This window comes from Nocardioides endophyticus (assembly GCF_039543845.1).
Classification (GTDB): Bacteria; Actinomycetota; Actinomycetes; order Propionibacteriales; family Nocardioidaceae; genus Nocardioides; species Nocardioides endophyticus.
Window position 1 is genome coordinate 141,413 of the sequence record NZ_BAABKN010000036.1, and the last position, 26,172, is coordinate 167,584.

Genomic DNA, 26,172 nt, shown 5'->3' on the forward strand with positions numbered 1-26,172 from the left:
CTCGGCATGCCCTTGCTGGAGCAGCCCCGTGGCCGTGACGAGTCCAGGGGTGTGCCGGAGGCCAGGCCGGTGTTTCGGCGGGATTTCGTCATGCGGGTGACAAGTTCCGGGGTCGGGGCGGTTGTCGGGTCGCGTATGCGTTGGACGGGTCGCACTGCGGGCTTACGGTGTGCCGCAAGTCACGCCGTAGGCGTGTTCGTTGCGGAGTTGGTGGAGGAGTGGTCATGCGGAGACGGTTGGCACGGGGACGGTTGGCCTGGGGCGCCGCAATCACGGCGGTGGCGCTCGTGCTGGGCGCAGCGGGGGTGGTGCCGGCGAGCGCGGACCCGGCGGAAACCATCCCGTTGTCGGTCCCGGGGATGCCGGTCTCGCTGGCGCAGGCCGGTGAGCTGACTGTGTGGGGAGGCAACGAGTACGGCCAGTCGACGGTCCCGGCGTCGTTGGCCGGTGTCGCGGTCTCGCAGGTCGTGCTCCCGGCCGCGGCCACGTTGGCGTTGGCGGCGGACGGTCGGGTGGTCGGGTGGGGTGGCAGTCCCGACCGGTTGCACCAGGTGCCGGCGGAGGTGGCTGAGGCCAAGGTCGCTCAGATCGCCGCGGCCGATCGTTTTGCAGGCGCGGTGACCCGTGACGGGCGGGTGCTGGTGTGGGGGAAGAAGTCCGCGCTGGGTTCCCCGTTGGATGTCCCGGCGGGGTTGAGCGGGGTCAAGCAGCTGGCCATCAGCTCAGTTGCGGCGATCGCGCTCAAGACCGATGGGTCGGTCGTGGCCTGGGGCCGGAACTACGCCGGGATGCTCGATGTCCCGGCGGGGTTGAAGGCGACCGCGATCGCAGCCAGCACCAGTCGGTTCTTTGCGCTGACCGAGCAGGGCACCGTGGTGCAGTGGGGCACTCCGGGCAACCAGATGCCGAATGCCTTGTCGGAGCCAGGCAACGTGAAGGCGATCGCGAGCGCCGGCAACTCCGCGTTGGCCCTGTTGGCGGACAACACCTTGGCGGGGTTCGGTGGTGCGATCGCGACTCCGGCGATGCCCGAGGAGATCACCGATGTGGAGCCGGTGCTCCTCGCGAGCGGCGGTAGCGCAGACGACTTCGCGATCGTGGATCGTGACCGGAACACCCACCACTGGGCCGCGTTTTACGGCATGTACGAGAACCCCGTGCCGGAGTTGAATGGTCGCGATTTCACCCAGATCGCGCTCGCCAACAACGACAATGCCGTCAACCCTGGTAGCGGCCCCGTGCAGCGAGGGGGTGCTGTGATCGTCGCAAAGCTGTTGCGGGCCGAGCTGCCGCAGGTGGCGGGTGCCGCGTCGGTGGGCGGCACGCTGACGGCGACGCCGGGGACGTTCTCGGCGTCGCCGGACGCCGTGACCAGTCAGTGGCTGGTCGACGGGGCCCCGGTGGCGGGCAATGGGTCCCAGCTGGCGGTGACCGCGGCGATGGTGGGCAAGTCCGTCGCCTACCGGTCGACCGCGACCAAGGCGGGGCAGACCACGGTCACCTCGACCTCGGCGGCCGTGACCGTGACCAAGCCGGCGCCGCCGCCGGTGGTGAAGGTGGCGTCGAAGACGAAGGTCGCCAAGGTGACGGTCGCCAAGAAGGCCGCGACGGTGACCGTGGCCGGCAAGGTGACGGCGTCGAAGTCGCCGGCGGGCAAGGCGAAGGTGACGATCAAGAAGGGCAAGAAGACCATCGTCGTCAAGACCGTCGGCGTGTCGGCGAAGGGTGCGGTCAAGCTGGCGGTGAAGAAGTTCAACAAGTTGGTGGCCAAGAAGCTCAAGGCCAAGGGCAAGAAGGCCAAGACCGCCTACCGGGGCAAGTACACGGTGTCGATCCAGTACCTCGGCAACACCCTGGTCAAGGCCAGCACCGGCAACGGGAAGTTCACTGTGAAGAAGTAGCAGGCTTCCGTGGCCGATGGCCCGGTGACAGGGTGACTCCTGTCCCCGGGCCATCGGTCTGTCCGGCTACTGGAAGTCGATGGTCCCCGGGGTGATGTTGAAATCGATGTTGTTGAGGGTGACGTTGCCGGCCCACATGCCGAGGCACGAGGCGGTCTGGTCGTAGAGGGACAGGCCGACGCCTCGGAGGTACAGGTCCTGGTACTGGACGCCGCTGACGGTCTTGACGGCCTCGTCGAACTCGGCGTTCACGTTGCCCTGGACGTAGGTCTTGCAGGTGCCGGAGGACAGAGTGACGGTGACGCAGTGGTTAGCGGGCGCGGGAAGCACCAGGGAGCCCAGCACGTTGTGGACCTTTTGCGTCGCCGCGCCGGTGTACAGGCCGGTATCGATGGTGCCCGACGGCAACGAGACGTGGACGTTGTCGTTGGCGATCCACCTGTTGCCCATGGTCACGTTGACGCTGCAGCTGGGGGCGAGGGCGATGGTTGCGCTGATGCCCCACCAGGTGTTGCAGGTGACGCTGAGGGTGGTGAACGTGAAGGCGGTGCCGCCGGAGGTGAGGGGGCCACGGTTGACGTGTCCGCCGGCGGTCCCTCCGCTGCAGGTGGCGGTGTAGCCGAGGGCGACGAAGGTCGCGGTGCCGCCGTTGAAGGTGCCGGTGGTCGGGACGGTGCCGGCGGTGGAGCTGCCGTTGACCTGGATGGTGGTGATGTCGTTGCCGGTGGGGCTGTTGGCCTGGGCGGCGGGGGTGATGGCGAGTGCCCCGGCTGCGGCGACGGCGGCGCAGAGGGTGAGGACCTGACGCAGATGCACTGCTTGCTCCCTTGTCTCACGGTGGCGGTGTCGGGGTGACGCCGCGTCCGCATGATGTGCGGCCAAGCCGGTCCCCGGGCAAGGGATCACGCCGATCACGGGCAGTACTTGTTGCTTTTCACCACATTTCGCACGTTTCGGTGTCCCGGATGCGCGCGCACCAGAGCCACCGCCGGTGCCGCCGGTGGCCTCGAAGACAAAGGTTGCCAGGGTGTGGCCGGCCAGATGACGGGTCCAAGTCGCCGACGGGCAAGGCGAAGGTGACGATCAAGAAGGGTAAGAGGGTGACGATCGCCTACCGGGGGAACTGCGCGAAGCCGATCCAGTACCTCGGCAACACCCAGCTCAAGTCCAGCGCCGGTAGCGGGAGGTTCGCCGGGAAGAAGTAGCCGGCTTCCGTGGCCGATGGCCCGGTGACAAGGCGTCCTGTCACCGGGCCATCGGCTTGGCGGATTACTGGAAGTCGATCTCAGCTGGGATGTTGAAATCGATGTTGTTGAGGGTGACGGCGCCGGACCACAGGCCCAGGCACGAGGCGGTCTGGCCGTAGAGGGACAGGCCGGTGCCTCGGAGGTACAGGTCTTGGTACTGGACGCCGCTGACGGTCTTGACGGCCTCGTCGAACTCGACGTTCGCGTTGCCCTGGACGTAGGCCTTGCAGGTGCCGGAGGACAGGGTCACGGTGACGCAGTTGCGGGCGGGTGCGGGAAGCACCATGGTACCCAGGACGTTGTGGACCTTCTGCGGCGCCGCGCTGTTGTAGAGACCGGTGTCGATCGTGGCCGTCGGGTTGTACGAGTCGTGGACGTTGTCGTTGGGCGAGGTGCGCACGCCGCCCATCTTCACGTCGATGCTGCAGCTGGGGGCGAGGGCGATGGTTGCGCTGATGCCCCACCAGGTGTTGCAGGTGACGCTGAGGGTGGTGAACGTGAAGGCGGTGCCGCCGGAGGTGAGGGGACCGCGGTTGACGTGTCCGCCGGCGGTCCCTCCGCTGCAGGTGGCGGTGTAGCCGAGGGCGACGAAGGTCGCGGTGCCGCCGTTGAAGGTGCCGGTGGTGGCGACGGTGCCGGCGGTGGAGCTGCCGTTGACCTGGATGGTGGTGATGTCGTTGCCGGTGGGGCTGTTGGCCTGGACGGCGGGGGTGGCGAGTGCCCCGGCTACCGCGACAGCGGCACAGAGGGTGAGGACCTGACGGAGGTGCATTGCTTTGCTCCCTTGTCTCATGGTGACGGTGTCGGAGGTGACACCGATTCCGCATCCTGTGGGGGCCGAGCGTGCCGGGGCACGAGATCCCGCCACGAGCCTCGATGCGGGTCCCACACTTGTCATGGGCGTCACAACTATCGGCACCGGGTGTGACGGATGTCGCGGACCTGGTTGCCGTCCCGTCGTCCCTACGTCACGTTGGGGTCATGCGACGACGCAAGCTCCTGGCTCGCGGTGGCCTGGCCGTGCTGCTGCTGGCCGCACTGCTGACCACCGCGCAGTCTTCCCAGGCCGACGACGAGCCCGAGTGGTACCCGGGCCTGCCTGACGCGACGTTCGGGTCGTGGGCCAACGCCGGGCAGGGAGGGCTCTCCTACGCCCGGCGGGCCAAGCAGTGGTTCCGCACCCCGGCCGCCATGGTGGTGGCCGAGGTGGCCTCCCTCGCGAACAGCGACGACCTCTCGTCGGGGCAGGTACGCGCCGAGGGGTACTTCGTGTCGCCGAAGGGCGCGCCGGCCAACTATGGATACCTGGCGCCGATGACGGTGCGGTCGGTCGGGTTCGGGCTGATGCCGGTCGAGGCCACCGTTCAGGTCAGCCAGCGCCGAGCGGGGGACTATCCCGCGCCGCTCAAGGTGCTCTTGGATCGCAAGTTCTACGAGTCCAACCCCCGTCCCGGCTTCCAGAACTACGACCATGTCACGTACCTGGAGACTGTCATCGCGGATAGCCTGAACGTCCGGATTCTGTCGGTGCGGGTCGACGGTGTGGACCTCGAGCTCAACGGCGACTGCCGCACCGTGGAGCCGGCGCCGGTCACGCTGCGCACGCCCCTCTATGACCGGCCGGTAGGTGATGAGAAGGAGTGGTACCGCACTCACGACCCCTCTACCTACTGGGATGCGATCTTCGGCGGCGAGATGAAAGGGTCGATGACGATACCGCCGTTCACGGGGTGCACGACGACGGCCGGCGATGACCTGTCGCGGCTGATGACGCTCTCCGTCTCGGGTGCCGACAACCCGGTGGTGGCGCGGAGCGGATGGGCGTGCGATCTCAGTGTGAACGGTGCCCCAGCCCCGTTGCCGCCGGGAGCGTCGAGCCCCAAGCTCGCCACCGAGGCCGGTGCGAAGGCTGGAGGCCTGACCGACTACTGCCCCGGCCCGAAGCCGTTCGACTACCCGGAGCGCGAGGACCGCTAGGCCGGCGCACGCTCGCATGTTGTCACCCCGGTCACAACATCCGGAGGTCGATGCGACCGATCTCGACGTTCTCGCCTGATCTAGCCCACTGACGATGCAGGCTGTCCTCGGTAGCAGGTGACCGGGGTCACACGAGTCATGCGAGCGTGACCACGCAGCTCACACCCGATTATCAACCCGGCCCGCCCCAGGGCCACCCCTACGAAACCAGGAGGCCCTCCCGTGGGCGGATCCGTCGAAGTGATCGGACTCAGTAAGACGTACGGTCGCCAGAACATCTGGCACGACGTCACGCTGACCCTGCCCCCCGGGGAGATCACCGCCATGATGGGCCCGTCGGGCACCGGCAAGTCGGTGTTCCTCAAGTCGCTGATCGGGCTCACCAAGCCCGAGCAGGGGCAGGTCTTCATCGACGGCGTCGACATGGTCTCGGCGCGTGAGTCGCGGCGCCTCGAGCTGCGTAAGAAGTTCGGGGTGCTCTTCCAGGACGGCGCACTCTTCGGCTCGATGAGCGTCTACGACAACGTCGCCTTCCCACTCCGCGAGCACACCAAGTTCAAGGAGACCAAGGTCCGGGACGTGGTGATGGAGAAGCTCGGGATGGTGGGCCTGGTCGGCCAGGAGCACAAGCTGCCCGGTGAGATCTCCGGCGGCATGAAGAAGCGCGCCGGCCTGGCCCGGTCGCTGGTCATGGACCCCGAGATCATCCTGATCGACGAGCCCGACTCGGGTCTCGACCCGGTGCGCACCTCCAACCTGGCCGAGCTGCTGATCGAGGTCAACGCGGCCACCGACGCCACCATGCTCGTGGTCACCCACAACATCGAGCTGGCCCGCACCCTGCCCGACAACCTGGGCATGCTCTACCGCCGCGAGCTGGTCATGTTCGGGCCCCGCGAGGAGTTCCTGATGACCGACCACCCGGTGGTCAGCCAGTTCATGAGCGGCGACCCCGACGGCCCGATCGGGATGAGCGAGGAGGCCGACCACAAGCGGTCCGACCCGGTCAGCTATGAGGGCGTGGGCTACCCCGGCTCCACCATGGTGCACACGGGCGCTCGCGCCATCGAGGTGCTGCCCCGTCAGCTGGCGCCTCGCTCCGGAGCGGTGCGGGCCAGCGCCGAGCGCCACCGCGACCGCGTCAGCGCCGGCGCCGCGACCCTGTACGTCGCCGACGACGAGGAGAGCGATCGAGCGCGAGCCATCCCGAAGCCCAGCCTCCCGATCCGGGCGCTGGACGGGACCGGAAGCCTCTTCGCGCTCGCCCTCGACACCGTCAGGGCGACCTTCCGCCGCCCCTTCTCGTGGACCGAGACGCTCCAGCAGTTCTGGTTCGTGGTCAGCGTGTCGTGGGTGCCCGCGATGCTGATCTCGATCCCGCTCGGCGCGGTGATCGCGCTGCAGCTGGGGACCCTGACCAAGCAGATCGGCGCCCAGTCGTTCACCGGCGCGGCCAGCGTGCTCGCGGTCGTGCAGCAGGCGTCGCCGATCGTCACCACCCTGGTCATCGCCGGCGCGGGTGGTGCCGCGATCTGCGCCGAGATCGGGGCCCGCACCATCCGCGACGAGATCGACGCGATGCGGGTGATGGGACTCGACCCGGTGCAACGCCTGGTCGTCCCTCGCGTGATCGCCTGTGTCGTCGCCGCGGTGCTGCTCAACGGGCTGGTCTCGGTGGTCGGCGTGCTCGGCGGCTACTTCTTCAACGTGGTCCTCCAGGGCGGCACTCCCGGTGCCTACCTGTCCAGCTTCACCGCGCTGGCCCAGATCTCCGACCTGTGGGTCGGTGAGATCAAGGCGGTCATCTTCGGGTTCCTGGCCGGCGTCATCGCCTGCTACCGGGGCCTCAACACCGCACCCGGACCCAAGGGCGTCGGCGACTCGGTGAACCAGTCCGTGGTGATCACCTTCCTGATGCTCTTCTTCGTCAACTTCGTCCTCACCGCGTTGTACCTGACGCTGGTGCCCATGAAGGGGGCCTGACATGGCCGACAACCCGACGCTCAGCTTCCCCCCGATGGCCGTCCCCAAGCGGCCGAAGCACACCAGCAAGCTCTCCGAGGGCGCCCCGCGCCTGCTGCGCCGCCCGGTGGACAAGCTCGCCCAGCTCGGCGCCGACCTGCGGTTCTACCTCCAGGTCCTGGCGCACATCCCCGGGACCCTGCGGCACTACCCCAAGGAGGTGCTGCGCCTGCTCTCGGAGGTGAGCTTCGGCTCGGGTGCCCTGGCCGTGATCGGCGGCACCATCGGCGTGATGCTCGGGCTGACCCTCTCGGTCGGCTTCGTGGTCGGCATGCAGGGCTATGCCGCGCTCGACCAGATCGGTGCCTCGGCCCTCAACGGCTTCATCTCGGCCTACTTCAACACCCGCGAGGTGGCCCCCATGGTCGCCGCCCTGGCCCTCTCGGCCACCGTAGGCGCCGGCTTCACCGCGCAGCTGGGTGCGATGCGGATCAACGAGGAGGTCGACGCGCTCCGGGCGATGGCCGTCTCGCCGGTGCCCTACCTGATCACCACCCGGGTGATCGCCGGGTTCATCGCGATCATCCCGCTCTACGTGATCGGCCTGCTCACGTCGTACGCCGGAGCGCGGGCCGTCACCGTCTTCGTCTACGGACAGTCGGCCGGCACCTACGACCACTACTTCAACCTGTTCCTGCCACCGATCGACATCCTGCTGTCGTTCGTCAAGGTGCTGATCTTCTCGGTGATGATCATCATGGTGCACTGCCGGATGGGCTACCAGGCCACCGGCGGACCGGCCGGAGTCGGCGTGGCCGTGGGCCGCGCCGTACGCCGCAGCCTGGTCGCGGTGGCGGTGCTGGACCTGATCCTCTCGATGGCCCTGTGGGGCGCGGCCACCACGGTCAGGATCGCCGGATGAAGCACCCCATTCGATTCTCCGCTCCTCCGCTTCGCTCCTCCGCGAACAATCGAAAGGGGACCCCGCAATGAACGCCGGTCGGGTCAGAGACGTCCTGCTCGGCGTGCTCACCCTGGCGCTGCTGGCCGGCGGGCTCGTGGTCGCCTACCTGTCCTACAGCCGGGCACTGATCCCGCACCGGGACATCATCCTGCGCACCGACGTCGTCGGCAACGCCCTCCAGGTCGGTTCGGACGTCAAGCTCAACGGGGTCCCGGTCGGCGCGGTGGCGAAGATCTCCGCTACCGACGAGGGCGCCGACCTGAGGCTGGCGCTGGACCCCGCGACGTTGGACAAGGTGCCCGACAACGTCGTGGCCCGGCTGCTGCCCAAGACCATGTTCGGCGAGCGGTACGTCGCGCTGGTGGTGCCCGCCCAGCCCAGCAGCACCAACCTGCAGGCCGGTGACGTGATCCACCAGGACGCCTCGGCCGAGGCGGCCGAGCTGCAGCAGGTGCTGGACGCGCTGCTGCCCGTGCTCAAGGCGATCCAGCCGGAGAAGCTCTCAGCCATGCTCGGCGAGTTCTCCGACATGCTGCGCGGGCAGGGCAAGGAGCTCGGGGACACGATGGTCCAGTGGTCGCGCTACGTGCAGAAGCTCAACCCACACGTGCCCCAGATGGCCGACGACCTGGCCAGTCTGGCGCGGGTCGCGGACCAGTGGAACGTGGCCGCGCCCGACCTGGTCGACGCCCTCAGCACGATGACCACCAGCATGCAGACCCTGGCCGACAAGCAGGTCCAGCTGCGTGACGTCTACGCCAGCGTGATCAGCTCGGCCGACACCGCTCGCGGCTGGGTCTCCGACAACCACGACACCATCGTGGTGCTCTCCAAGGAGAGCCGAGCGGCGCTGGCGGCCACCGAGCCGTACGCCTCCCAGTTCCCCTGCCTCTTCCGGGCCGTGGCGAACATGAAGCCGAAGATGGATGACGCGCTGGGCAGGGGCACCGACGAGCCCGGCATGCACGGCATCCTCACCGTGATGCCGGCCCGGGACAAGTACCTGGTCGGCAAGGACGACGTCCACTTCACCAAGGGTGACCCGCCGCCGCGGTGCCCGTACGTGACCGGCGAGGTCGGCACCAAGGCGGCCAAGCAGAGCGCGGACACCAGTGAGGAGAAGATGAGGTCCTGGCCAGAGGTGCCGGTGGCCGACGACCCCCTCGACGCCTCCACCGACGACCCGGCCCAGATCGGACCGCCGCCCGGTGCCCAGGCGGAGTCCTACCTGATGGCGCTCGCCGGGCTCGGCGACGCCAACTCGCCGGCGGAGAACCAGCTGATCGCCGAGCTGGTCGCACCCACCCAGGGGATGGCCCCGAGCGAGTACCCGCGCTGGAACAGCCTCCTGCTCGGGCCGACCCTCCGCAACACAGAGGTGGAGCTGAAATGACAGCCAAGGACGCCAACCACGGCCCGATGTGGGCCATCATCATCAAGAGCCTGGTCTTCACGATCGCCACGGTGACCGCCACCGGGATCCTGGCCACCACCATCCGCAACAGCTCGGCCGGGGAAGCCCAGGACTACACCGCCATCTTCAACGACGCGACCAGCGTCAACCGCGGCGACGACGTCCGGATCGCCGGGGTCAAGGTCGGCACCGTCACGGACGTGACGCTCACCGACAACCGGTTGGCCAAGGTGACGTTCACGATCCGCAAGGGGATGCGCGTCGACGCCGGCTCGGTGATCCAGATCAAGTTCCGCAACCTGGTCGGCCAGCGCTACCTGGCCGTCGAGCAGCCGCCCTTGAGTGGGCCCGGCAGCGACACTGGCGGCAACGACATCCGACCGGCTAGCGCCACGACCGAGTCGGCGATCAAGCCCGGCCATACCTTCGGGGTCGACGAGACCCGGCCGGCGCTGGACCTGACGGTGCTCTTCAACGGGTTCCGGCCGCTGCTGCGGATGCTGAACCCCGACGACGTCAACCGGCTCAGCGAGCAGATCATCGCGGTCTTCCAGGGCGAGGACGCCACCGTGGACGGGCTGCTGCAGAGCACCGCCAGCCTGACCTCGACCCTGGCCGAGAAGGACCAGGTGATCGGGGAGCTGATCACCAGCCTGAGCGGCGTGATGACGACGGTCAACGAGCGTTCCGGACAGCTCGACACCACGCTGGTCGCGATGCAGCAGCTGGTCTCGGGGCTCGCCGAGGACCGGGCCTCGATCGGCGAGTCCATCGAAGGGATGGGCAAGCTCACCACCAGGGTCGCCGACCTCCTGAGCGAGGTCCGCCAGCCGCTGCGCAAGTCGATCGCGCACGTGGGCGTGCTCTCGGCCAACCTCGACAAGCACAGCACCGAGGTCGACAGCTTCCTGAAGAAGCTGCCCGTCAAGCTCGACCGGATCGGCCGGATCGGGAGCTACGGCTCCTGGCTGAACTTCTACCTGTGCTCCATGGACGGACGGATCCCCATGCCTGAGGGCTACATGGGCGACCTCGGCGTCAAGCCGGTCGCCGGGAGGTGTCGCTGATGTCTCGGTTCCCACGCGCGTTCGCAGAGCGCAACCGGGTGGTGCTGGCCGTGATCGGCCTGGTCGTCATGGGGGTGGCGTTCTACGGCGCGATGAACATGAGCTCGCTGCCGATCCTCGGCGCCGGCAAGGAGTACCAGGCGGTCTTCACCGAGGCCGGCGGCCTGAAGCCCGGCAACGAGGTCCGGGTGGCCGGCGTCCGGGTCGGTGAGGTCACCGACGTGCGGCTCGACGGCGACCGGGTGGTGGTCAGCTTCCAGGCCAAGGGCGTGGACCTGCACGACGCGACCACCGCCGCGATCAAGGTCAAGACGATGCTCGGCCAGAAGTTCGTCGCCGTGGACCCGCTCGGCACCGGGTCGCTCGAGGGAGCCATCCCGTTGGAGCGCACGACCACGCCGTACGACGTGAACGCCGCCATGTCCGACCTCTCCGAGACGTTCGGCGAGATCGACACCAAGCAGCTGGAGCAGAGCTTCGACGCGCTGGCCACCGCGTTCGAGAACACCCCCGACTCGGTGCAGCGGATGGTCGGCGGACTGACCGACCTGTCCCGCACCATCTCGTCGCGGGACTCCGCGCTGGACGGACTGCTGGAGGCCACCGACGGTGTCACCGGCACCCTGGCCGAGCGCAACACGGAGCTGGCGTCACTGATCAACGACGGATCGGACCTCCTCGGTGAGCTGCAGCACCGCCGGGAGGCGGTGCACGCGCTCTTCGTCGGCACCGCGGACCTGGCGGAGCAGTTGCGCCTCCTGGTCAAGGACAACGACAAGACGCTCGCCCCGGCGCTGGACAAGCTCGACCGGGTCACCGCGATCCTCAACCGCAACCAGAAGAACATCGACCAGGCCCTGGAGAAGCTCGGTCCCTACTACCGGGTGCTGGGTGCCGCCACCGGCAACGGCAAGTGGGTGGATGCCTACCTGTGCGGTCTCTTCGACAAGAACAACGACCCGGTGCTGGAGAACGACGTGGTCCGCAACTGCTACCCCGGAGGTGCCTCATGAGTCACCCGATGCGTCGCCGGCTGGTCATCTCGCTGGTGCTCGGCCTCGTGGTGGTCGGCGCGCTCGGGGCACGTGCCCTGATGCGCACCGAGCCGATCAAGGTCACCGCCATGTTCGACTCCACGGTGGGTCTCTACCCCGGCTCGGACGTCCAGGTGCTGGGCGTGCCGGTCGGCACGGTCACCGAGGTGAGCGCCGAGGGCGAGAGCGTGCGGGTCACGATGGAGCTCGACCCGGAGCAGCCGGTCGCCGCCACCACCAAGGCCGTGATCATCGCGCCGACCATGGTCAGCGACCGGTTCGTGCAGATGACCCAGCCGTGGGTCAAGGGCTCGGGCGACCGCAAGCTGAGCAGCGGCACGGTCATCGACCTCGACGACACCGCGGTGCCGGTCGAGATCGACGACCTGTACGCCGGCCTGAAGGACATGGCCGACGCCCTCGGTCCCAAGGGCGCCAACAAGAACGGCGCCCTGGCCAGGTTGATCAAGGTGGGCGCCAACAACCTCGACGGGCAGGGCCAGAAGCTGAACACCATGATCAGCGAGTTCGGCAAGGCCAGCGCGACCCTGTCGAACGTGGACGAGAGCTTCTTCTCCATGCTCGCCAACCTCGACAAGCTCAACACGATGCTGGTCGACAACGACAGCGCCGTGGCAGAGGTGAGCGACCAGTTCGCCGACGTGGCGGGCTTCCTGGCCGACGACCGCGACGACATGGGCAAGATGGCCAAGAACCTGGCCGGTGCGATGGCCGTGCTCGACGACTTCATCAGGAAGAACCGGGCCGACCTCGAGACCAGCGTCGACCAGCTCGTGCCGACGTCGAAGGCGTTGAAGGAGAACCAGAAGTCGCTCGACGAGATGATCAAGCTGGCTCCGCTGCTGCTGCACAACCTGGAAGACGCCTATGACGCCGACTACGGCGTGATCGCCGCCCGCGGCGACGTCAACGAGGTCTCGCTGTGGAGCAACGACGGTCTGACCGCCCGGACCTCACGCGACGCCCCGCCGACGATGCTCGGCGGATCCACCGAAGAGAGGCGTCGATGAGCACCCGTAGCCGCAGGACTGGCCGGCGCGGCCCGCTGGTGGGCCTGGCCCTCTCCCTGGTGCTGGCCCTGCTGCTGACCGGGTGCAGCCTGGGCAAGGACCTCTACAACACGCCCCTGCCCGGCGGCGCCGACGTCGGCGACCACCCGCTGGAGATCACCGCGGACTTCAACGACGTGGTCGACCTGGTGCCGCAGAGCAGCGTCAAGGTCGAGAACATCGCGGTCGGTCGGGTCGCCTCGATCGAGCTCAACCCGGACGGGCGCAGTGCCCGGGCCACCCTGCTGGTGAACGGCGACGTCGTCCTCCCGAAGGGCACCACCGCCCGGCTCCAGCAGACCTCGCTCCTGGGTGAGAAGTACGTCGCGCTGATCCGTCCCGCCGAGGACGCCCCGGACGCGCCCGCGCTGCAGTCGGGTGCGAACATCCCGATCGGCGAGACCAGCCAGGTGGCCGAGGTCGAGCAGGTCCTGGGCGCCCTGTCGCTGGTGGTCAACGGTGGCGGGCTCGCCAAGTTCCAGGACATCTCCCACGAGCTGCAGCAGGTCTCTGCCGGCCGCCCCGAGGAGATCCGAGGCTTCCTGAACAACATGGAGACCTTCATGACCAACCTCAACGCGCGCAAGGGAGCCATCACCGCCGCGCTGGACTCGGTGGCGAAGCTCTCCACGACCCTGGAGCGGGACAAGGACAAGATCGCCGAGGCCCTGGAGGGACTGAGCCCCGGCATGAAGGCGTTGGCCGAGCAGCGCGGCCAGCTGGTCGACATGCTGAAGGCTCTCGACAAGCTCAGTGACGTCAGCGTGCGGACCCTGAACGCGTCCCAGAAGGACATGGTCGCGGACATGCAGCTGCTCGAGCCGATCCTGCGTGAGCTGGCCGAGTCGGGCGACGCGCTGCCGAACTCGCTGGAGCTGTTGCTCACCTACCCGTTCCCGGACTCCGTGCTCGGCGCGATCAAGGGCGACTACCTCAACGTGTTCGCGACCGCCAGCTACACCTCGTTGCCGGCCACCTGCACGGGCCTGGGCTGCCCGTGGCCACAGTATGCCGATGAGGGAACGGAGCCGGCGATCGATCCCTTCGCCGAAGTCCAGGGCGGGGGCGGGGCTCAGGTCCGCGGTCAGAAGGCTGGCAAGTCGACCAAGGCACCGGAGGGCAGGAAGCCGTCGGGCAAGCCGAGCCCGTCCGGCAAGGCCTCGCCCGATGGAGCGGCCAGCCCGTCCGCCGGTCCGACGGACGACGTCTCGCCCACGCCCAGCCTGCTGCCGCCGACCGACTCGGCATTGCCGGGGCTGCCGGGGCCATCGGTCCAGGTGCCCAGCGAGTCAGCCAGTCCGAGCGCGACCGCCGAGGCGTCGCCGTCGTCGAGCACGGAGGCCGACTGATGCTGACCTTCATGACCAAGACCAAGGTCGTCATCTTCGTGGTGATCGCGTTGTGCACCACCACCTTCCTGGCGGTGCACTACGTGGGTCTGGACCGCTACTACGGCGGCTACGAGGTCACCGTGGACATGCCCGAGGCGGGAGGTCTCTTCGAGAACTCCGAGGTCACCTACCGGGGAGTGCCGGTGGGCCGGGTCGAGTCCCTGGAGGCGGACCGGGACGGCGCGAGGGCGGTGCTCCGGATCAAGCGGGGCTCGCCGGAGATGTCGGCCGACGTACAGGCCCGGGTCGTGGACCGCTCCGCCATCGGCGAGCAGTACCTCGACCTGCGCGGCGGCTCGACTGATGGCAAGAAGCTGGGTGAGGGCGCGCACCTGACGCTCACCGCCGCCGACCTCCCGCCCTCGATCGACGGGTTGCTGCGCAGCAGCCGCGACCTGGTCGCCTCGATCCCCTCGGACGACCTGAACACCGTGACCGACGAGGTGTACGACTTCACCCGCGGCAACGGTGCCAACCTGGCGCGGCTGCTGAAGACGTCCACGGAGTTCGCCCGGACCGCCGACCGCAACTTCCTGACGACGGTCAGCCTGATCGACAACTCCGGCAAGGTGCTCGCCACCCAGGAGGCCACGGCCTCGAGCTTCAAGAGCTTCAGCAGCGATCTCAACCTGCTGGCACACTCGCTCGAGGAGCAGGACGAGGACTGGCGCAGCGTGATCGAGCAGACCCCCGCGGCCGCCCGGCAGCTGGACCGGCTGTTCAGCACCGTCGGACAGCCGCTCGGCCAGCTGATGAGCAACCTGGTCTCGACGGCTGAGGTCTTCGGCGCCAACGCGGACGGGGTCAAGGAGACGATGATCAAGCTGCCGGAGGGCATCTCGATCACCTACGCGGTGATGACCAGCAAGGGGATGAAGTCCGGTGCTCAACTGTCCTTCTTCAACCCCCTTCCGTGTGTCGAGGGATACAAGGGCACCGAGATGCGACCGGGAACCGACACCAGCCCGGGGGAGCCGTTCAACACCGACGCCGGCTGCACGGCGCCCGTATCCTCTGGGACCAACGTGCGCGGCCCGATGTCCGTGCAGGGTGGCAAGAAGGACGGCAAGAGCTCGCGCACGACGACGCTGAGCTCGGCGGATGACCTGCAGGACCTGATGGGAGGCAAGCCGTGAGCGACCGAGCGGACGAGTCGACGGCGCTGGACGAGCCGATCGAGGTGGACGAGCCAGACGAGCCGGCCGAGTCCGACGGCTCGAGGAAGCCCCGCGTCGGCGGCCTCGCGTGGCTGCTCCTGGTCGTCGCGGTGATAGCGGTGGCGGTGGCGTTCTGGTCGTGGCGCGATGCCGACAACGATCCGGACCGAGCCCGGGCCGCGCTGCGGGACACCGCGGTGGTCGAGGGGACGGCTGCGGTCGAGACGATGACCACGATGGACGGCCGGGACGTCGAGGCGGGCATCAAGGCCTGGCAGTCGGTGTCGACCGGCGTGCTGCACGACCAGCTGCTGTCGGTCGGCGACAGCGAGCAGCAGATGCTCGCCGACCAGGGCAAGATCGCCTCCGGTCGGGTGGTGCAGGCCGCCCTCACCGAGCTCACCGACCGGTCCGCGACCCTGCTCGCGGCGGTCGAGGTCACGGTCGAGCCCGTCGACGGGTCCGAGAAGCCTGCGGTCAAGCGCAACCGGTTCTCGGCCGACCTGGTGCTGGTCAACGGGGAGTGGAAGATCGAGAACCTGCAGCAAGTGGCGGTGAACATCTGATGGCGCGGACCGCAACGATGGTGCGCAACGTGGCCACGCTCCGGGGACTGGTGGTGGCACTGGCCGTCGCGCTGCTGGTGGTCGCGGCCGTGCTGGCCTGGCAGACCCGCACACTGCAGGACGACCCGGCTCTGGAGAACCGTGCCCAGCTGGACAAGACCATCCAGGAGGACGTCATCACCGTCGTCTCACGTGGCCTGACCCAGGTGCTCAGCTATGACTACAACCAGCCGGACGCGACCCGGGCCTTCGCCGACCAGGTGCTGGCCGGTCAGGCACGCGAGGAGTACGACACCCTCTTCGCCAGCCTCCAGGACCGGGCTCCCGGCCAGAAGCTCACCCTGACGGCCCAGGTCCAGGTCTCCGGGGTCGAGGACCTCACCGGCTCCAAGGCGACGCTGCTGGTCTTCGTCGACCAGAAGAGCTTCCGCGAGAAGGACAAGGAGGCGTCCGTGTCCGCCGCTCAGCTGGACATCACGGCCGAGCGCAAAGGCGCGACCTGGGTGATCACCGGCCTGAAGCCGCTCTAGCGACGCCGGTGGTTGAGGTGCGAGCGAAGCGAGCCTCGAAACCACCCATCGCACTGGCTTTGGCCGGTGCAGGCGTTGGTGCCGTAGCCGCGACCGCCGTTGCTCGGTCGAACCCGCCGGTGGCCTTCCGAGGTGCGGCCGTCGGGCTCGTGGCAGCGGCAGCGGTCTATCCGGTGGCGCGGCGGCGAGGTCACCGAGCGCCCTCGGGCGCCGAACAGGCCGCGCTTGCGGCAACGGTCGGCGTCCTGTGGGTGTCACTGCGTGACCCGCAGGGAGCGGGTCGACTCGTCGGGATCGGCTGGGTGCTCCCAGGCGGCCAAGCGTCAGCTGCACTAGCGGTCCGGATATATTGTGTTCGAGATCTGTATATCTGCGAGGTGAATGATGGCGAAGACGTTGATCGAACTCGACGAACGCCTGCTGGCGGACGCCATGGCCGCGACTGGCCAGACCACGAAGCGAGGCACGGTGATCGAGGCACTGGAGCAGGTGGTCCGCAAGGCACGCGCACTCGACTACGTGGAGCGTCTGCAGGCGGGCATTGCAAGCGATCTCGATGACCCGGAGGTCGTCGTACAAGCGCAGCGATGAGGCAGCTGTACCTGGTCGACAACTCCGTGACGCAGCGCATCCATCGTGCTCCTGCGGTTGCCGAGGCCGTGGTCGGGTTGCTCGCGACCGGCGAGCTCGCCAGTTGTCTGCCGCAGCTGCTGGAGGAGTGCTACTCGGCCCGGAGCCCAGCGGACTACCGCACCATCCTCGGCGACAATCAGCGCGGCAAGGTGTTCCTACCGCCAGACGAGGAGGTGGCTCGGACCGCCATTGACCTCCAAGGGCTGCTCTTCGAGTCAGGTGTCGGGAGGGCAGTAGGGGTCAGCGACCTTCAGATCGCGGCAACGGCGCTGCGGCACTCGTACGACGACCAGGTGGTCACCGTCGTGCACTACGACTCCGACTTCGGTCAGCTGGCGCGGGTCCGTCCCGACCTCCGTACGCGCTGGATCGTCTCGCCCGGCTCGGTCGCATAGAAAGTCCCGCGCGTGGGCGGTGCTGCCAGGTCGGCAGCCTGACAGGATCGCTGCATGATCGACCTTCGCAGCGACACCCTGACCAAGCCGACGGAGTCGATGCGGGCCGCGATGGCCCGCGCCGACGTCGGGGACGACGTGTATGGCGAGGACCCGACCGTCGCGCTCCTGGAGGAGCGGGTGGCCGGGATGTTCGGTCACGAGGCCGCGATGTTCACGCCGACCGGCTCGATGGCCAACGTGCTCGCCGTACGCTCCCTGGTGGCGCCCGGCCAGGAGGTGCTGTGCGAGGCGAGCGCCCACATCGCCCGAGCCGAGCTCGGTGCCCACGGTGCCTACTCGGGCGTGACGATGCGGACCTGGATCCATCCCCGCGGACAGGTCGACCTGCCGATGATCCAGACGATCTTCGCCCCCGACATGGGGCCGTTCTTCGTGCCCACGGCCGCGATCGCCGTCGAGAACACCCACAACTTCGCTGGCGGCGCGGTGCTGCCGATCGGGGACCTGCGCGACCTGCGTGAGTACGCCACCGGGGTCGGCGTCGGGGTGCACATGGATGGTGCGCGGATCTGGAACGCGCACGTCGCGACCGGCGTCCCGCTCGAGGAGTACGGCGCGATCGCCGACGTGATGGCGGTCTGCCTGTCCAAGGGCCTCGGCGCCCCGATCGGCTCGCTGATGGTGGGCAACGCCGACGCGATCGCTGAGTCGCGGATCTGGCGAAAGCGGATGGGCGGCGGCATGCGCCAGGTCGGCATCCTCGCCGCCGCCGGCCTGCACGCGCTCGACCACCACATCGATCGGCTTGCGGACGACCACGAGCACGCCCGCCTGCTGGCAGAGGCATGCGGGGTCGATCCGACCAGCGTCGACACCAACATCGTGGTGGTGCCCCGGACGGACGCCGCGGACTTCGTCGCGGCCGCCCGCGAGGCAGGGGTGCTGGTCTCGGCGGTCGGCCCGACCGCCGTACGCCTGGTGACGCACCTCGACATCACGCGTGCCGACGCCGAGAAGGCAGCGGCGGCGCTGGGCTCGCTCTGATCCCGGGTCGTGAGTCTGAGCGTGCGCCTGAGCGCACGCTCAGACTCACGACCCCCGCGTGAGCCGCATGTACGGCGTCAGCGGGCGACGAAGAGCAGGTCGCTGATCGCGGTGAAGTCGCGCCGTGAGGGCCCCTTGCCGGGCGCGGAGACGGAGACCAACCGGATCGTGATCGTCGTGGTCGTGACGTCGACGTCGGTGGACTGCACCGCTTCGGTGTCGCCGAGGGTCTGCGGGACCGTCGTGCCGTCGTCGAAGACCCACTCGACCTGCTCGACCCGGCGGTTGCCGTGGTACCAGTCGACGTCGCCGCCCTGCTTCGCGTAGCCGTTGATCATGCCGACCGAGCGCAGGCGCGTCTCCCGGGGGAGCGTCACGACGATCTCCTCGCCGGTGCCGTCACCCGGCATCCGCCAGCAGGTCTCCGGGACCCCGTCGAGCATGTTGGTGCCCTCGAAGCTCACCGGGTTGCCCTCGACGTCCGCTCCGGGCGCCGACGTCGCCGGCACGGTCACCTGGCTCTCGGCGGTCAGCCCGCTCGGGGCCGGGGAGGGTGGTTCGTCGCTGGGATCGTCCTGGCTGGGCTGGTCGTCCGCGGTTGCCGGAGCGCTGCCGCCCGGTCGTCCCGTTGTCGGGGGCTCGTCGTCGTCGCCGGTGGTGACGAGCCAGACGCCGATCAGGAGGACCAGGACGAGCACGACGGCCGCCGCCACCCACCCGCCCGCCCGTCGTGACCCCCGGTGGTGGGCCTGCGGGGACACCTCCTCGTCCGGCTCGGCGACCTCGTCGGCGTACAACGGGAACCGGGGCGCCGGGGGAGGCGTCCAGGCAGGCGGTGGTGAGGCAGGGGGCGGAGCGGGCGGTGGCGGCGGCGTACGCGGGCGCTCGGCGGTGTCCGTGCGCCAGTCCCCGTCCGGGCTCGCCACGGCGTCGTCCACCGACGCGCCGCAGTTGGTGCAGTAGCGGCCGACGCCGAGCTCGTGGCCGCAGTTCGCGCAGTCCGTCATCGGTCTCCCTCCCGGCCGTGCCTACCGGTGCGACAGATTAGACGACCGGCTCCGGAGCCCGGGCAGGCTGCCGACCGACGAGCTCCGGGAAGCGGCGCATGGCCTGCGCCAGCTCGCGCAGCTCCGCACCCTCCAGCGCCTGCGGTCCGTCGCACAGCGCGACCTCCGGCTTGGGGTGTACGTCGACGATCACACCGTCGGCGCCGACCGCGATAGCAGCGCGCGAGAGAGGTACGACGAGGTCCTTGCGGCCGGCCGCGTGGGACGGGTCGACGATGACCGGCAGGTGGCTGGCGGCCTGGACGACCGGCACCGCGGAGATGTCGAGGGTGTTGCGCGTCGCGGGCTCGAACGTGCGGATGCCGCGCTCGCACAGGACGACATCGAGGTTGCCGCGCTGCGCGATGTACTCCGCCGCCATCAGCCACTCCTCGATGGTCGCGGTCATGCCGCGCTTGAGCAGCACCGGCTTGCCGGCCTCCCCGACGGCCTGCAGCAGCCCGAAGTTCGCGGCGTTGCGGGTGCCGATCTGGAGCATGTCGGCGTACTCCGCCACGACGGCGACGTCGCGCACGTCGACGACCTCGGTGACGACCGGCAGGCCGGTCGCCTCGCGCACGTCGGCGAGGATCTCCAGGCCGGCGACGCCGAGACCTTGGAAGGCGTACGGCGAGGTGCGTGGCTTGTAGGCGCCGCCGCGCAGGATCGTGGCGCCCGCCGACCTCGCCATCTGGGCGGCCTCGAGGGTCTGCTGGGCGGACTCGACGGCGCACGGGCCGGCGATGAAGGTGACAGTGTCCGGGCCGATCGGCACCTGCTGGCCGGGGCGGCCGACCCAGACCGTCGAGCGGTCGGGGTGGTGCTGGCGGCTGACCAGCTTGTAGGGGTCGGAGATGCGGTGCACGTCGGCGACGCCGCGCAGCGTGCGCAGGTTGAGGTGGTGGAACGACTCGATGTCGCCGACCAGCCCGATGATCGTGCGGACGACGCCCTTGGAGACGAAGGCCTCGCCGCCGACGCTCTCGACCCGCTCGACGACGCGCGCGATGTCTTCATCGGTGGCTTCGGGGGACATCACGACGACCATGGTGGTTCCTCTTTCGGGGCAGAGTCGGCCACGTCGTCGGGGCCCAGACATGCAGAACGCCCCGCGGGTGGCCGGGGGCGTTGGATGGAGTGGAGCCCGCCTATACGAGGACGGCCCGCACGGGTGCTCCCGGCAGGTGTCCAAAGAGATAGGTGGTCGCCACAGGTCGAGACTAGGCGAGTGTTGGTGGCGCCCGGCGGACTGCCCGGATTCCGGACGCCAGATCCGTCGAGCGACGTGAACTGGCCCCTTTCGAGGCTGTCCGAGGGCCATTTCGCGTCACTCGACGACGTACGGCGAGCCTCACACCGCGATGTGCGGCACCTCGGCCTCGATCTTGCGGCGCGGGCCGATCTCGACGATCAGCATCGCGGTGAGCACCAGGACGCCGCCGGTCACCATCCGCACCGTCATCGACTCGCCGCCGAACCACACCGCGAAGAGGGCGGCGAAGACCGGCTCCATGCTCATCACGATCGCCGCCCGGGTGGCCGGCAGGTGGGCCTGAGCCCAGGTCTGGGCGAGCAGCGCGATCGCCGCAGGGAAGACCGCCATGTAGACGACCGACAGCCAGTCGCGGCCGTTGTCGGGCAGCACGATCCCGTACGGGGCGCTGGCGACCAGGCAGATCACCGCGACCACGACGATCTGGACGATCGACATCCCGATCGCGTCGCTGGCGTTGGACCACGCGCCGAGCCCCACGATGTGCAGCGCGTAGAGCAGTGCGGCCAGGAAGGTGATCGCCTCGCCGTACCCGATGGAGAGTCCGTCGAGGGTGAGCACCGCGAGTCCGGCGAAGGCCAGCAGCACGGCCGCCCACGTCATCGGGGTGATCCGGTTGCGGAGGAGTACGGCGGCGAAGAGCGGCGTCGCGACGACGTACATCCCGGTGATGAAGCCAGACACGCTCGCCGGGGTGTGGGCGAGTCCGACGGTCTGCATGATCTGCGCGACGCCGTACAGACCGCCGAGGACGAGGGCCTGCCGCCGTGCCTCGGCCGACAGTCGCAGCACGGCCTTCGGGGCGACGACCAGCAGCAGCACCGCGGCGATCGAGAAGCGCAGCGCCAGGAAGTCGACCGGCGGGACCCGCTCGACCAGGTCGTGGATCAGGAAGAACGTGCTGCCCCAGCACGCGGTGACGCCGAGCAGGGCCGCCGTCGCGAGCAGCGACGTACGGCGCGACTCGGTGGTCATCCGCGCAGGCGCTTGAGCAACGGGATGTCGCGGGTGTCGGCGTTGCGGGAGTCGGGCGTCTCGAGGATGAACGGCACGCCGTCCGTCGCCGGGTGGGCGAAGAGCTCGCGGAAGGCGCCCTCGCCGATGTGTCCTTCGCCGATCCGCTGGTGGCGGTCCTTGAAGGCGCCGCGGACGTCCATGGAGTCGTTGGCGTGCACGAGCCGCAGCCGTCCGGCGCCGCCGATCTCGACGATTCGGTCGACAGTGGCCGTCGTACCGCCCGGTTCGTCGAGCGGCGCACCGGCCGCGAAGATGTGGCACGTGTCGAGACAGATCCCGGCCTTGGGGTGGTGGTCGAGCGCGTCGAGGTACGGCGCGAGGTCCTCGACGCCCGCACACAGGGACCGGCCCTGCCCGGCGGTGGGCTCCAACAGCAGCCACGGAGCGGCGTCGTCGGCGACAGCGTCGAGGAGGGGGAGCAGGCCCTCGCGGACCTGCTTCATCGCGGTGCCGTAGCGCGCCGCACTGTCGCCGTCGCTGGGGTCGACGAACGAGCCCGTGTGCACGACCACGCCCTCCGCGCCGATCTCGGCGGCCCGCTTGAGGTTGTGGGCGACCGAGGCCACCGACTTCTCGTACGTCGCGGGGGTCGGCGAGCCGAGGTTGACGAGGTACGGCGCATGGATGAAGGTCCGGGTGCCGCGCTCGGCCATCAGGTCGCGGAAGCGGGCGTCCTCGGCCGGCTTGCCCGCGCTCAGCGCCCAGCCGCGCGGGTTGCCGACGAAGATCTGGAAGGTCTCGCAGCCGACCTCGTCGGCGTTCGCGACCGCCCCGTCGACGAGGCCCTTGCCGACCAGGACATGGGTTCCGATCGGATTTCGGCAGGCTGGATCGAGCACCGGCACAACCTATCCGGGCTGTGCGGTCAGATCAGACTCAGGCTGATGGTCGAGCCCGGCCGGACCATCTCGCCACCGCCGGGGGACTGCGAGAAGACGAACCCGAGCCCCAGCGAGCCCGGGGCGTCGTGGGTCTCGACGTTGAACCCGAGGTTCTCCAGCGTCTCGGTCGCTGCCGCCACACCCTGGCCGCGCACCGACGGGACCTCGACCAGCTCGGGGCCCTTGGAGACCACGAACGACACCGTGTCGCCACGGTGCACGGTGGTGCCGGCGGGCGGATCCATCGAGATCACGTCGCCCTCGTCGACGTCGTCGGAGTACTCCTCCTTGGAGACCTTGCCCTTGAGTCCCTTGTCCTTCAACCACTCCTTGGCGTCGTCGGCGTCCTTGCCGACCCAGTCCTGGAGCTTGACCGGCTTCGGGCCCTTGCTGACGACCAGGTCGACCGGGGCGTCGGGGCGCAGAGTGGTGCCCGCCTTGGGCGAGCTGGAGATGACGATGCCGGCGGCGACCGTGTCGGACCACTTCTCGGTGGTGGTGCCGAACCCGAGGTGGCCGGTCGTCAGCGCGTCCTGCGCCTCGTCCTCGGTCAGATCCTTGAGCACGGGTACGTCGTACCGCTCCTTGCCGAGCGAGAGCGTGATCGTGACGGTGCCGCCGTCGAGCACCTTCGAGCCCGGGTCGGGGTCGGTGGACACGACCCGGCCCGCTTCGACGGTCTCGGAGTACGCCGGGTCGCCCGCCTTCGGGTCGAGTCCGGCCGCCTCGAGCTCGCGCTCGGCGGCCTTCTGGGTCATCCCGAGGACGCCCGGGGTCGAGGTGTAGCGGCCGTCGAGGAACCACCAGGCGCCGGCACCGCCCGCGACGAGGAGCAGCAGCGCCACGATCAGCAGGACGAGCCCCTTGCGCGACCGACGGCGACCCGGCGGCTCGGCCTTCGGTGCCGGTGGGCGTGGCGGCGCGGGGCGTGGAGGTGTGGGCGCGGGCTCGCTGACCGTGCGGATCGGGGCGGTCAGCGTCGCGAACTCACGACTGTCGAAGGGCTCCGGAGCCGTGTCATCCGGTCCTGGCGCCTCCACCGCCTCGACCTGCATTCGCAGCGGCGTCAGGTCGGCGGTCAGGTCGGCGTCGTCGAGCACGCCTTCGGCGAGCGCGTGGCTGACCCGGTGCACCTGGTGGAGCAGCACCGCGGCGTCGGCAGGGCGCAGCTCGCGGTCGCGGGCCGTGGCGCGGGCGACCAGCGCGTCGACGTACGCCGGGAGCCCGGGCTCGAAGGTCGACGGCGGCGGGACGTCCTCGTGGACGTGCTTGTAGGCGACCTGGATCGGCGTCTCGCCCTCGTGGGGCTTGGTGCCCGTGAGCAGCTCGAAGAGGACCACACCCGCGGCGTACACGTCGGCGCGGGCGTCCGCGCGGCCGCTGATGACGAGCTCTGGGGCGAGGTAGGAGACCGTGCCGATCAGCACGCCGCCGGTCGCGGTGTGCTGGGTGTCGGTGCTGACCGCCTTGGCCAGCCCGAAGTCGGCGACCTTCACGCGGCCGTCGTCGGCGATCAGGACGTTCTCGGGCTTGACGTCGCGGTGCACGAGGCCGGCCCGGTGCGCGGCGGCGAGTGCGGAGAGCACCGGCTCCATGACGGCCAGCGCCTTCGCCGGCGACATCGGACTCTCCTTGCGGATGACGTCGCGCAGGGTGTGGCCGGGGATCAGCTCCATCGCCAGGAAGACGGTGCCCTCGTCGTCGCCCTGGTCGTAGACCGCGACCACGTTGGGGTGCGACAGCCGGGCCGCCGCGCGTGCCTCGCGCACGAACCGCTCGGCGAACTCGTTGTCGTCGCCGAGCCCGGGGTGCATCACCTTCACCGCGACGGTGCGGTCCAGCCGGAGGTCGGTGGCCTCGTACACACTGGCCATGCCACCGCGGGCGATCCGCGAGCCGATCCGGTAGCGACCGTCCAGGAGCCGACCGGTCATGGGGTCGGGTGCGGCATCGGCGCCGCCTGCGCGGGCGCGCCGATCTCCGTGCTCGTCTCGCTGCACAGCGACCCTCCTGTGGCCGGACGGGGAAGGATCCGGTGGCCCAATCGTACGGACGGCGTACGCCGCAGGCCTGTTGGGCGGCGGTGCGGCGTGGCGAGCCGGCGGGTGGAACACTGGTGTCATGGACATTTCGCGACTCGCCGAAGCCGACCTCGCCGCCTTGGTCCCGGCCTGGCTGGACTGGGCGGCCACGGCCGAGGCCCTCGGTGTGACCGTCGGCAAGGTGCGCACGATGATCCGCGAGCACGAGCTCGCCGCGGCGGTCCCGTCGCCGGGTGCGGGTCAGCAGGTCCCCGCGGACTTCATCCAGGACGGACTGGTCGTCAAGGGCCTGCCCGGCCTGCTGACGATCCTCCACGACGGTCGGTACGACGACCGCGAGTGCATCGCCTGGATCTTCACCGACGACGACTACCCCGGTCGCCCGATCGACGCGCTGCGCGAGAACCGCGGCTCCGAGGTCAAGCGGCGTGCCCAGGCAATCTCGCTCTAGCGTCGGCGGGGTCTCACACGGTCCGACTGGTCACCGACGCAGCAAGCCCGCGCAGCACCTCGGTGGCGTGCTCGTCGAGGCCGGCCCGGTCGAGGGACCGTACGGCGTGGGTCGCCAGCTCGTCGATGACCGCCTCTACCTGGGCGGCCGCGCCGGAGGAGTCGATGATCCGGCGCAGCTCGGCGATCTCGTCGGGGGAGAGGTCGGTGCCGAGGGACCGGTCGAGGAGCGCGGCGTCCGAGGCGGAGGCGCCGTCGAGGGCAAGGGCGACCAGGACGGTGCGCTTGCCCTCGATCAGGTCGTCGCCGGCGGGCTTGCCGGTGGAGTCCGGGTCGCCGAAGACGCCGAGCAGGTCATCGCGCAGCTGGAACGCCTCACCCAGCGGCAGGCCGTACTCGGTCAGCGCCCGCATCGTCGACGGGGAGGCGCCGGCGAGCGCGGCACCGATGTGGAGCGGACGCTCGATGGAGTACTTGGCCGACTTGTAGCGCAGCACGGTCATCGCGGCATCGACGTCCGCGTGGCCGCGCGCCTGGACCGAGACGTCGAGGAACTGCCCGGTGATCACCTCTGACCGGCACCGGTCGAACACCTCGAGAGCGGGAGCGACCTGGGTGATCGGCAGGCCACAGCGGCGCAGCAGCTCGTCGGCCCAGCTCAACAGCAGGTCACCGAGCAGGACCGCCGCGGCCGCGCCGTACTGCTCCTGGTCGCCGCGCCAACCGGCCGCGCGGTGCTCGGCCTCGAACGCGCGGTGCGTGGCGGGACGGCCGCGACGCGTGTCCGAGGCGTCCATGAGGTCGTCGTGGACGAGCGCACTGGCGTGCAGGAGCTCGAGCGAGGCGCAGGCGCGGACCAGGGCGTCCTCGTCGGCCGGCGTCGGAGCCACGGCGCGGTGGCCCCAGTAGCAGAACGACGCCCGGAAGCGCTTGCCGCCGCTGACCGACGTACGGGCCTCGGCCACCAGCCGGACGGCGTCGCTGCCGAGCGGCTCCAGCAGGGCCGCCTGCTGGTCGATGAAGGCGTCGAGCGCACCCTGGACGCGGGCGCGGAACCCGGCGCTGTCCCACCCGTTCGCCGTCACGGCCACGAGACTAACCAGTGGAC

General features: G+C 69.5%; 24 protein-coding genes. 16 read left to right on the forward strand and 8 right to left on the reverse strand.

The window, feature by feature from the left end; translation table 11 throughout:
- The first annotated feature begins 224 nt into the window (after positions 1-224).
- Positions 225-1,901, forward strand: a complete 1,677-nt coding sequence (locus ABEA33_RS25195; protein WP_345529865.1) for an RCC1 domain-containing protein — start codon at positions 225-227, stop codon at positions 1,899-1,901.
- Between the two features lie 66 nt (positions 1,902-1,967).
- Here the strand turns inward: ABEA33_RS25195 and ABEA33_RS25200 are convergent, their stop codons facing one another.
- The gene (locus ABEA33_RS25200; protein ID WP_345529866.1) at positions 1,968-2,717 is read right to left on the reverse strand and encodes a hypothetical protein; all 750 of its coding nucleotides are present in this window, start codon (positions 2,715-2,717) and stop codon (positions 1,968-1,970) included.
- Between the two features lie 453 nt (positions 2,718-3,170).
- Entirely contained in the window at positions 3,171-3,920 is a 750-nt protein-coding gene (locus tag ABEA33_RS25205) for a hypothetical protein (protein ID WP_345529867.1), read from the reverse strand.
- A gap of 209 nt (positions 3,921-4,129) precedes the next feature.
- Between ABEA33_RS25205 and ABEA33_RS25210 the strand changes: the two genes are divergently transcribed.
- The 14 genes from ABEA33_RS25210 (at position 4,130) to ABEA33_RS25280 (ending at position 18,355) form a co-directional block, all read left to right on the forward strand.
- The gene (locus ABEA33_RS25210; RefSeq protein WP_345529868.1) at positions 4,130-5,125 is read left to right on the forward strand and encodes a hypothetical protein; all 996 of its coding nucleotides are present in this window, start codon (positions 4,130-4,132) and stop codon (positions 5,123-5,125) included.
- Positions 5,126-5,347: 222 nt separating this feature from the next.
- Positions 5,348-7,108: an ABC transporter permease gene (locus ABEA33_RS27565; protein ID WP_425577475.1), complete on the forward strand. Its 1,761-nt coding sequence runs from the start codon at positions 5,348-5,350 to the stop codon at positions 7,106-7,108.
- Between the two features lies 1 nt (position 7,109).
- Positions 7,110-8,009, forward strand: coding sequence for an MlaE family ABC transporter permease (locus ABEA33_RS25225; protein WP_345529869.1), 900 nt, complete (start codon positions 7,110-7,112; stop codon positions 8,007-8,009).
- 67 nt (positions 8,010-8,076) lie between these two features.
- Complete coding sequence (locus ABEA33_RS25230) at positions 8,077-9,444, forward strand: MCE family protein (RefSeq protein WP_345529870.1); 1,368 nt, start codon at positions 8,077-8,079, stop codon at positions 9,442-9,444.
- Positions 9,441-10,532: an MCE family protein gene (locus ABEA33_RS25235; protein WP_345529871.1), complete on the forward strand. Its 1,092-nt coding sequence runs from the start codon at positions 9,441-9,443 to the stop codon at positions 10,530-10,532. The genes ABEA33_RS25230 and ABEA33_RS25235 overlap by 4 nt, the downstream gene beginning before the upstream one ends.
- Positions 10,532-11,545: an MCE family protein gene (locus ABEA33_RS25240; protein ID WP_345529872.1), complete on the forward strand. Its 1,014-nt coding sequence runs from the start codon at positions 10,532-10,534 to the stop codon at positions 11,543-11,545. Before ABEA33_RS25235 ends, ABEA33_RS25240 begins: the two co-directional genes overlap by 1 nt.
- The gene (locus ABEA33_RS25245; protein ID WP_345529873.1) at positions 11,542-12,597 is read left to right on the forward strand and encodes an MCE family protein; all 1,056 of its coding nucleotides are present in this window, start codon (positions 11,542-11,544) and stop codon (positions 12,595-12,597) included. The genes ABEA33_RS25240 and ABEA33_RS25245 overlap by 4 nt, the downstream gene beginning before the upstream one ends.
- Positions 12,594-13,985, forward strand: coding sequence for an MCE family protein (locus ABEA33_RS25250; protein WP_345529874.1), 1,392 nt, complete (start codon positions 12,594-12,596; stop codon positions 13,983-13,985). Before ABEA33_RS25245 ends, ABEA33_RS25250 begins: the two co-directional genes overlap by 4 nt.
- Positions 13,986-13,996: 11 nt before the next feature.
- Positions 13,997-15,163: an MlaD family protein gene (locus ABEA33_RS25255; RefSeq protein WP_345529875.1), complete on the forward strand. Its 1,167-nt coding sequence runs from the start codon at positions 13,997-13,999 to the stop codon at positions 15,161-15,163.
- A complete protein-coding gene (locus ABEA33_RS25260) occupies positions 15,160-15,750 on the forward strand; it encodes a hypothetical protein (protein WP_345529877.1) in 591 nt (196 codons plus the stop codon). The genes ABEA33_RS25255 and ABEA33_RS25260 overlap by 4 nt, the downstream gene beginning before the upstream one ends.
- Entirely contained in the window at positions 15,750-16,280 is a 531-nt protein-coding gene (locus ABEA33_RS25265; protein ID WP_345529878.1) for a hypothetical protein, read from the forward strand. Before ABEA33_RS25260 ends, ABEA33_RS25265 begins: the two co-directional genes overlap by 1 nt.
- A 384-nt stretch (positions 16,281-16,664) precedes the next feature.
- Positions 16,665-16,871: a type II toxin-antitoxin system VapB family antitoxin gene (locus ABEA33_RS25270; RefSeq protein WP_345529879.1), complete on the forward strand. Its 207-nt coding sequence runs from the start codon at positions 16,665-16,667 to the stop codon at positions 16,869-16,871.
- A complete protein-coding gene (locus ABEA33_RS25275; protein ID WP_345529880.1) occupies positions 16,868-17,308 on the forward strand; it encodes a PIN domain-containing protein in 441 nt (146 codons plus the stop codon). Before ABEA33_RS25270 ends, ABEA33_RS25275 begins: the two co-directional genes overlap by 4 nt.
- Before the next feature lie 54 nt (positions 17,309-17,362).
- Entirely contained in the window at positions 17,363-18,355 is a 993-nt protein-coding gene (locus ABEA33_RS25280; protein ID WP_345529881.1) for a threonine aldolase family protein, read from the forward strand.
- A 77-nt stretch (positions 18,356-18,432) separates the two neighbouring features.
- On the opposite strand, the gene ABEA33_RS25285 is transcribed toward ABEA33_RS25280, so the two are convergent.
- The 5 genes from ABEA33_RS25285 to pknB form a co-directional block, all read right to left on the reverse strand.
- Positions 18,433-19,362: an NADase-type glycan-binding domain-containing protein gene (locus tag ABEA33_RS25285; RefSeq protein WP_345529882.1), complete on the reverse strand. Its 930-nt coding sequence runs from the start codon at positions 19,360-19,362 to the stop codon at positions 18,433-18,435.
- A 37-nt stretch (positions 19,363-19,399) separates the two neighbouring features.
- Entirely contained in the window at positions 19,400-20,449 is a 1,050-nt protein-coding gene (aroF, locus tag ABEA33_RS25290) for a 3-deoxy-7-phosphoheptulonate synthase (protein ID WP_345529883.1), read from the reverse strand.
- A gap of 303 nt (positions 20,450-20,752) precedes the next feature.
- Entirely contained in the window at positions 20,753-21,649 is an 897-nt protein-coding gene (locus ABEA33_RS25295) for a DMT family transporter (protein WP_345529884.1), read from the reverse strand.
- Positions 21,646-22,530 (reverse strand): deoxyribonuclease IV, encoded by an 885-nt coding sequence (locus ABEA33_RS25300; RefSeq protein ID WP_345529885.1) that lies wholly within the window; start codon positions 22,528-22,530, stop codon positions 21,646-21,648. Before ABEA33_RS25300 ends, ABEA33_RS25295 begins: the two co-directional genes overlap by 4 nt.
- A 26-nt stretch (positions 22,531-22,556) precedes the next feature.
- Complete coding sequence (pknB, locus tag ABEA33_RS25305; protein WP_345529886.1) at positions 22,557-24,572, reverse strand: Stk1 family PASTA domain-containing Ser/Thr kinase; 2,016 nt, start codon at positions 24,570-24,572, stop codon at positions 22,557-22,559.
- Positions 24,573-24,693: 121 nt separating this feature from the next.
- Between pknB and ABEA33_RS25310 the strand changes: the two genes are divergently transcribed.
- Positions 24,694-25,065, forward strand: coding sequence for an Rv2175c family DNA-binding protein (locus ABEA33_RS25310; protein ID WP_345529888.1), 372 nt, complete (start codon positions 24,694-24,696; stop codon positions 25,063-25,065).
- A gap of 13 nt (positions 25,066-25,078) precedes the next feature.
- Here ABEA33_RS25310 and ABEA33_RS25315 read toward each other — a convergent pair whose 3' ends face one another.
- Positions 25,079-26,149: a polyprenyl synthetase family protein gene (locus ABEA33_RS25315; RefSeq protein WP_345529889.1), complete on the reverse strand. Its 1,071-nt coding sequence runs from the start codon at positions 26,147-26,149 to the stop codon at positions 25,079-25,081.
- Between the last annotated feature and the right edge of the window lie 23 nt (positions 26,150-26,172).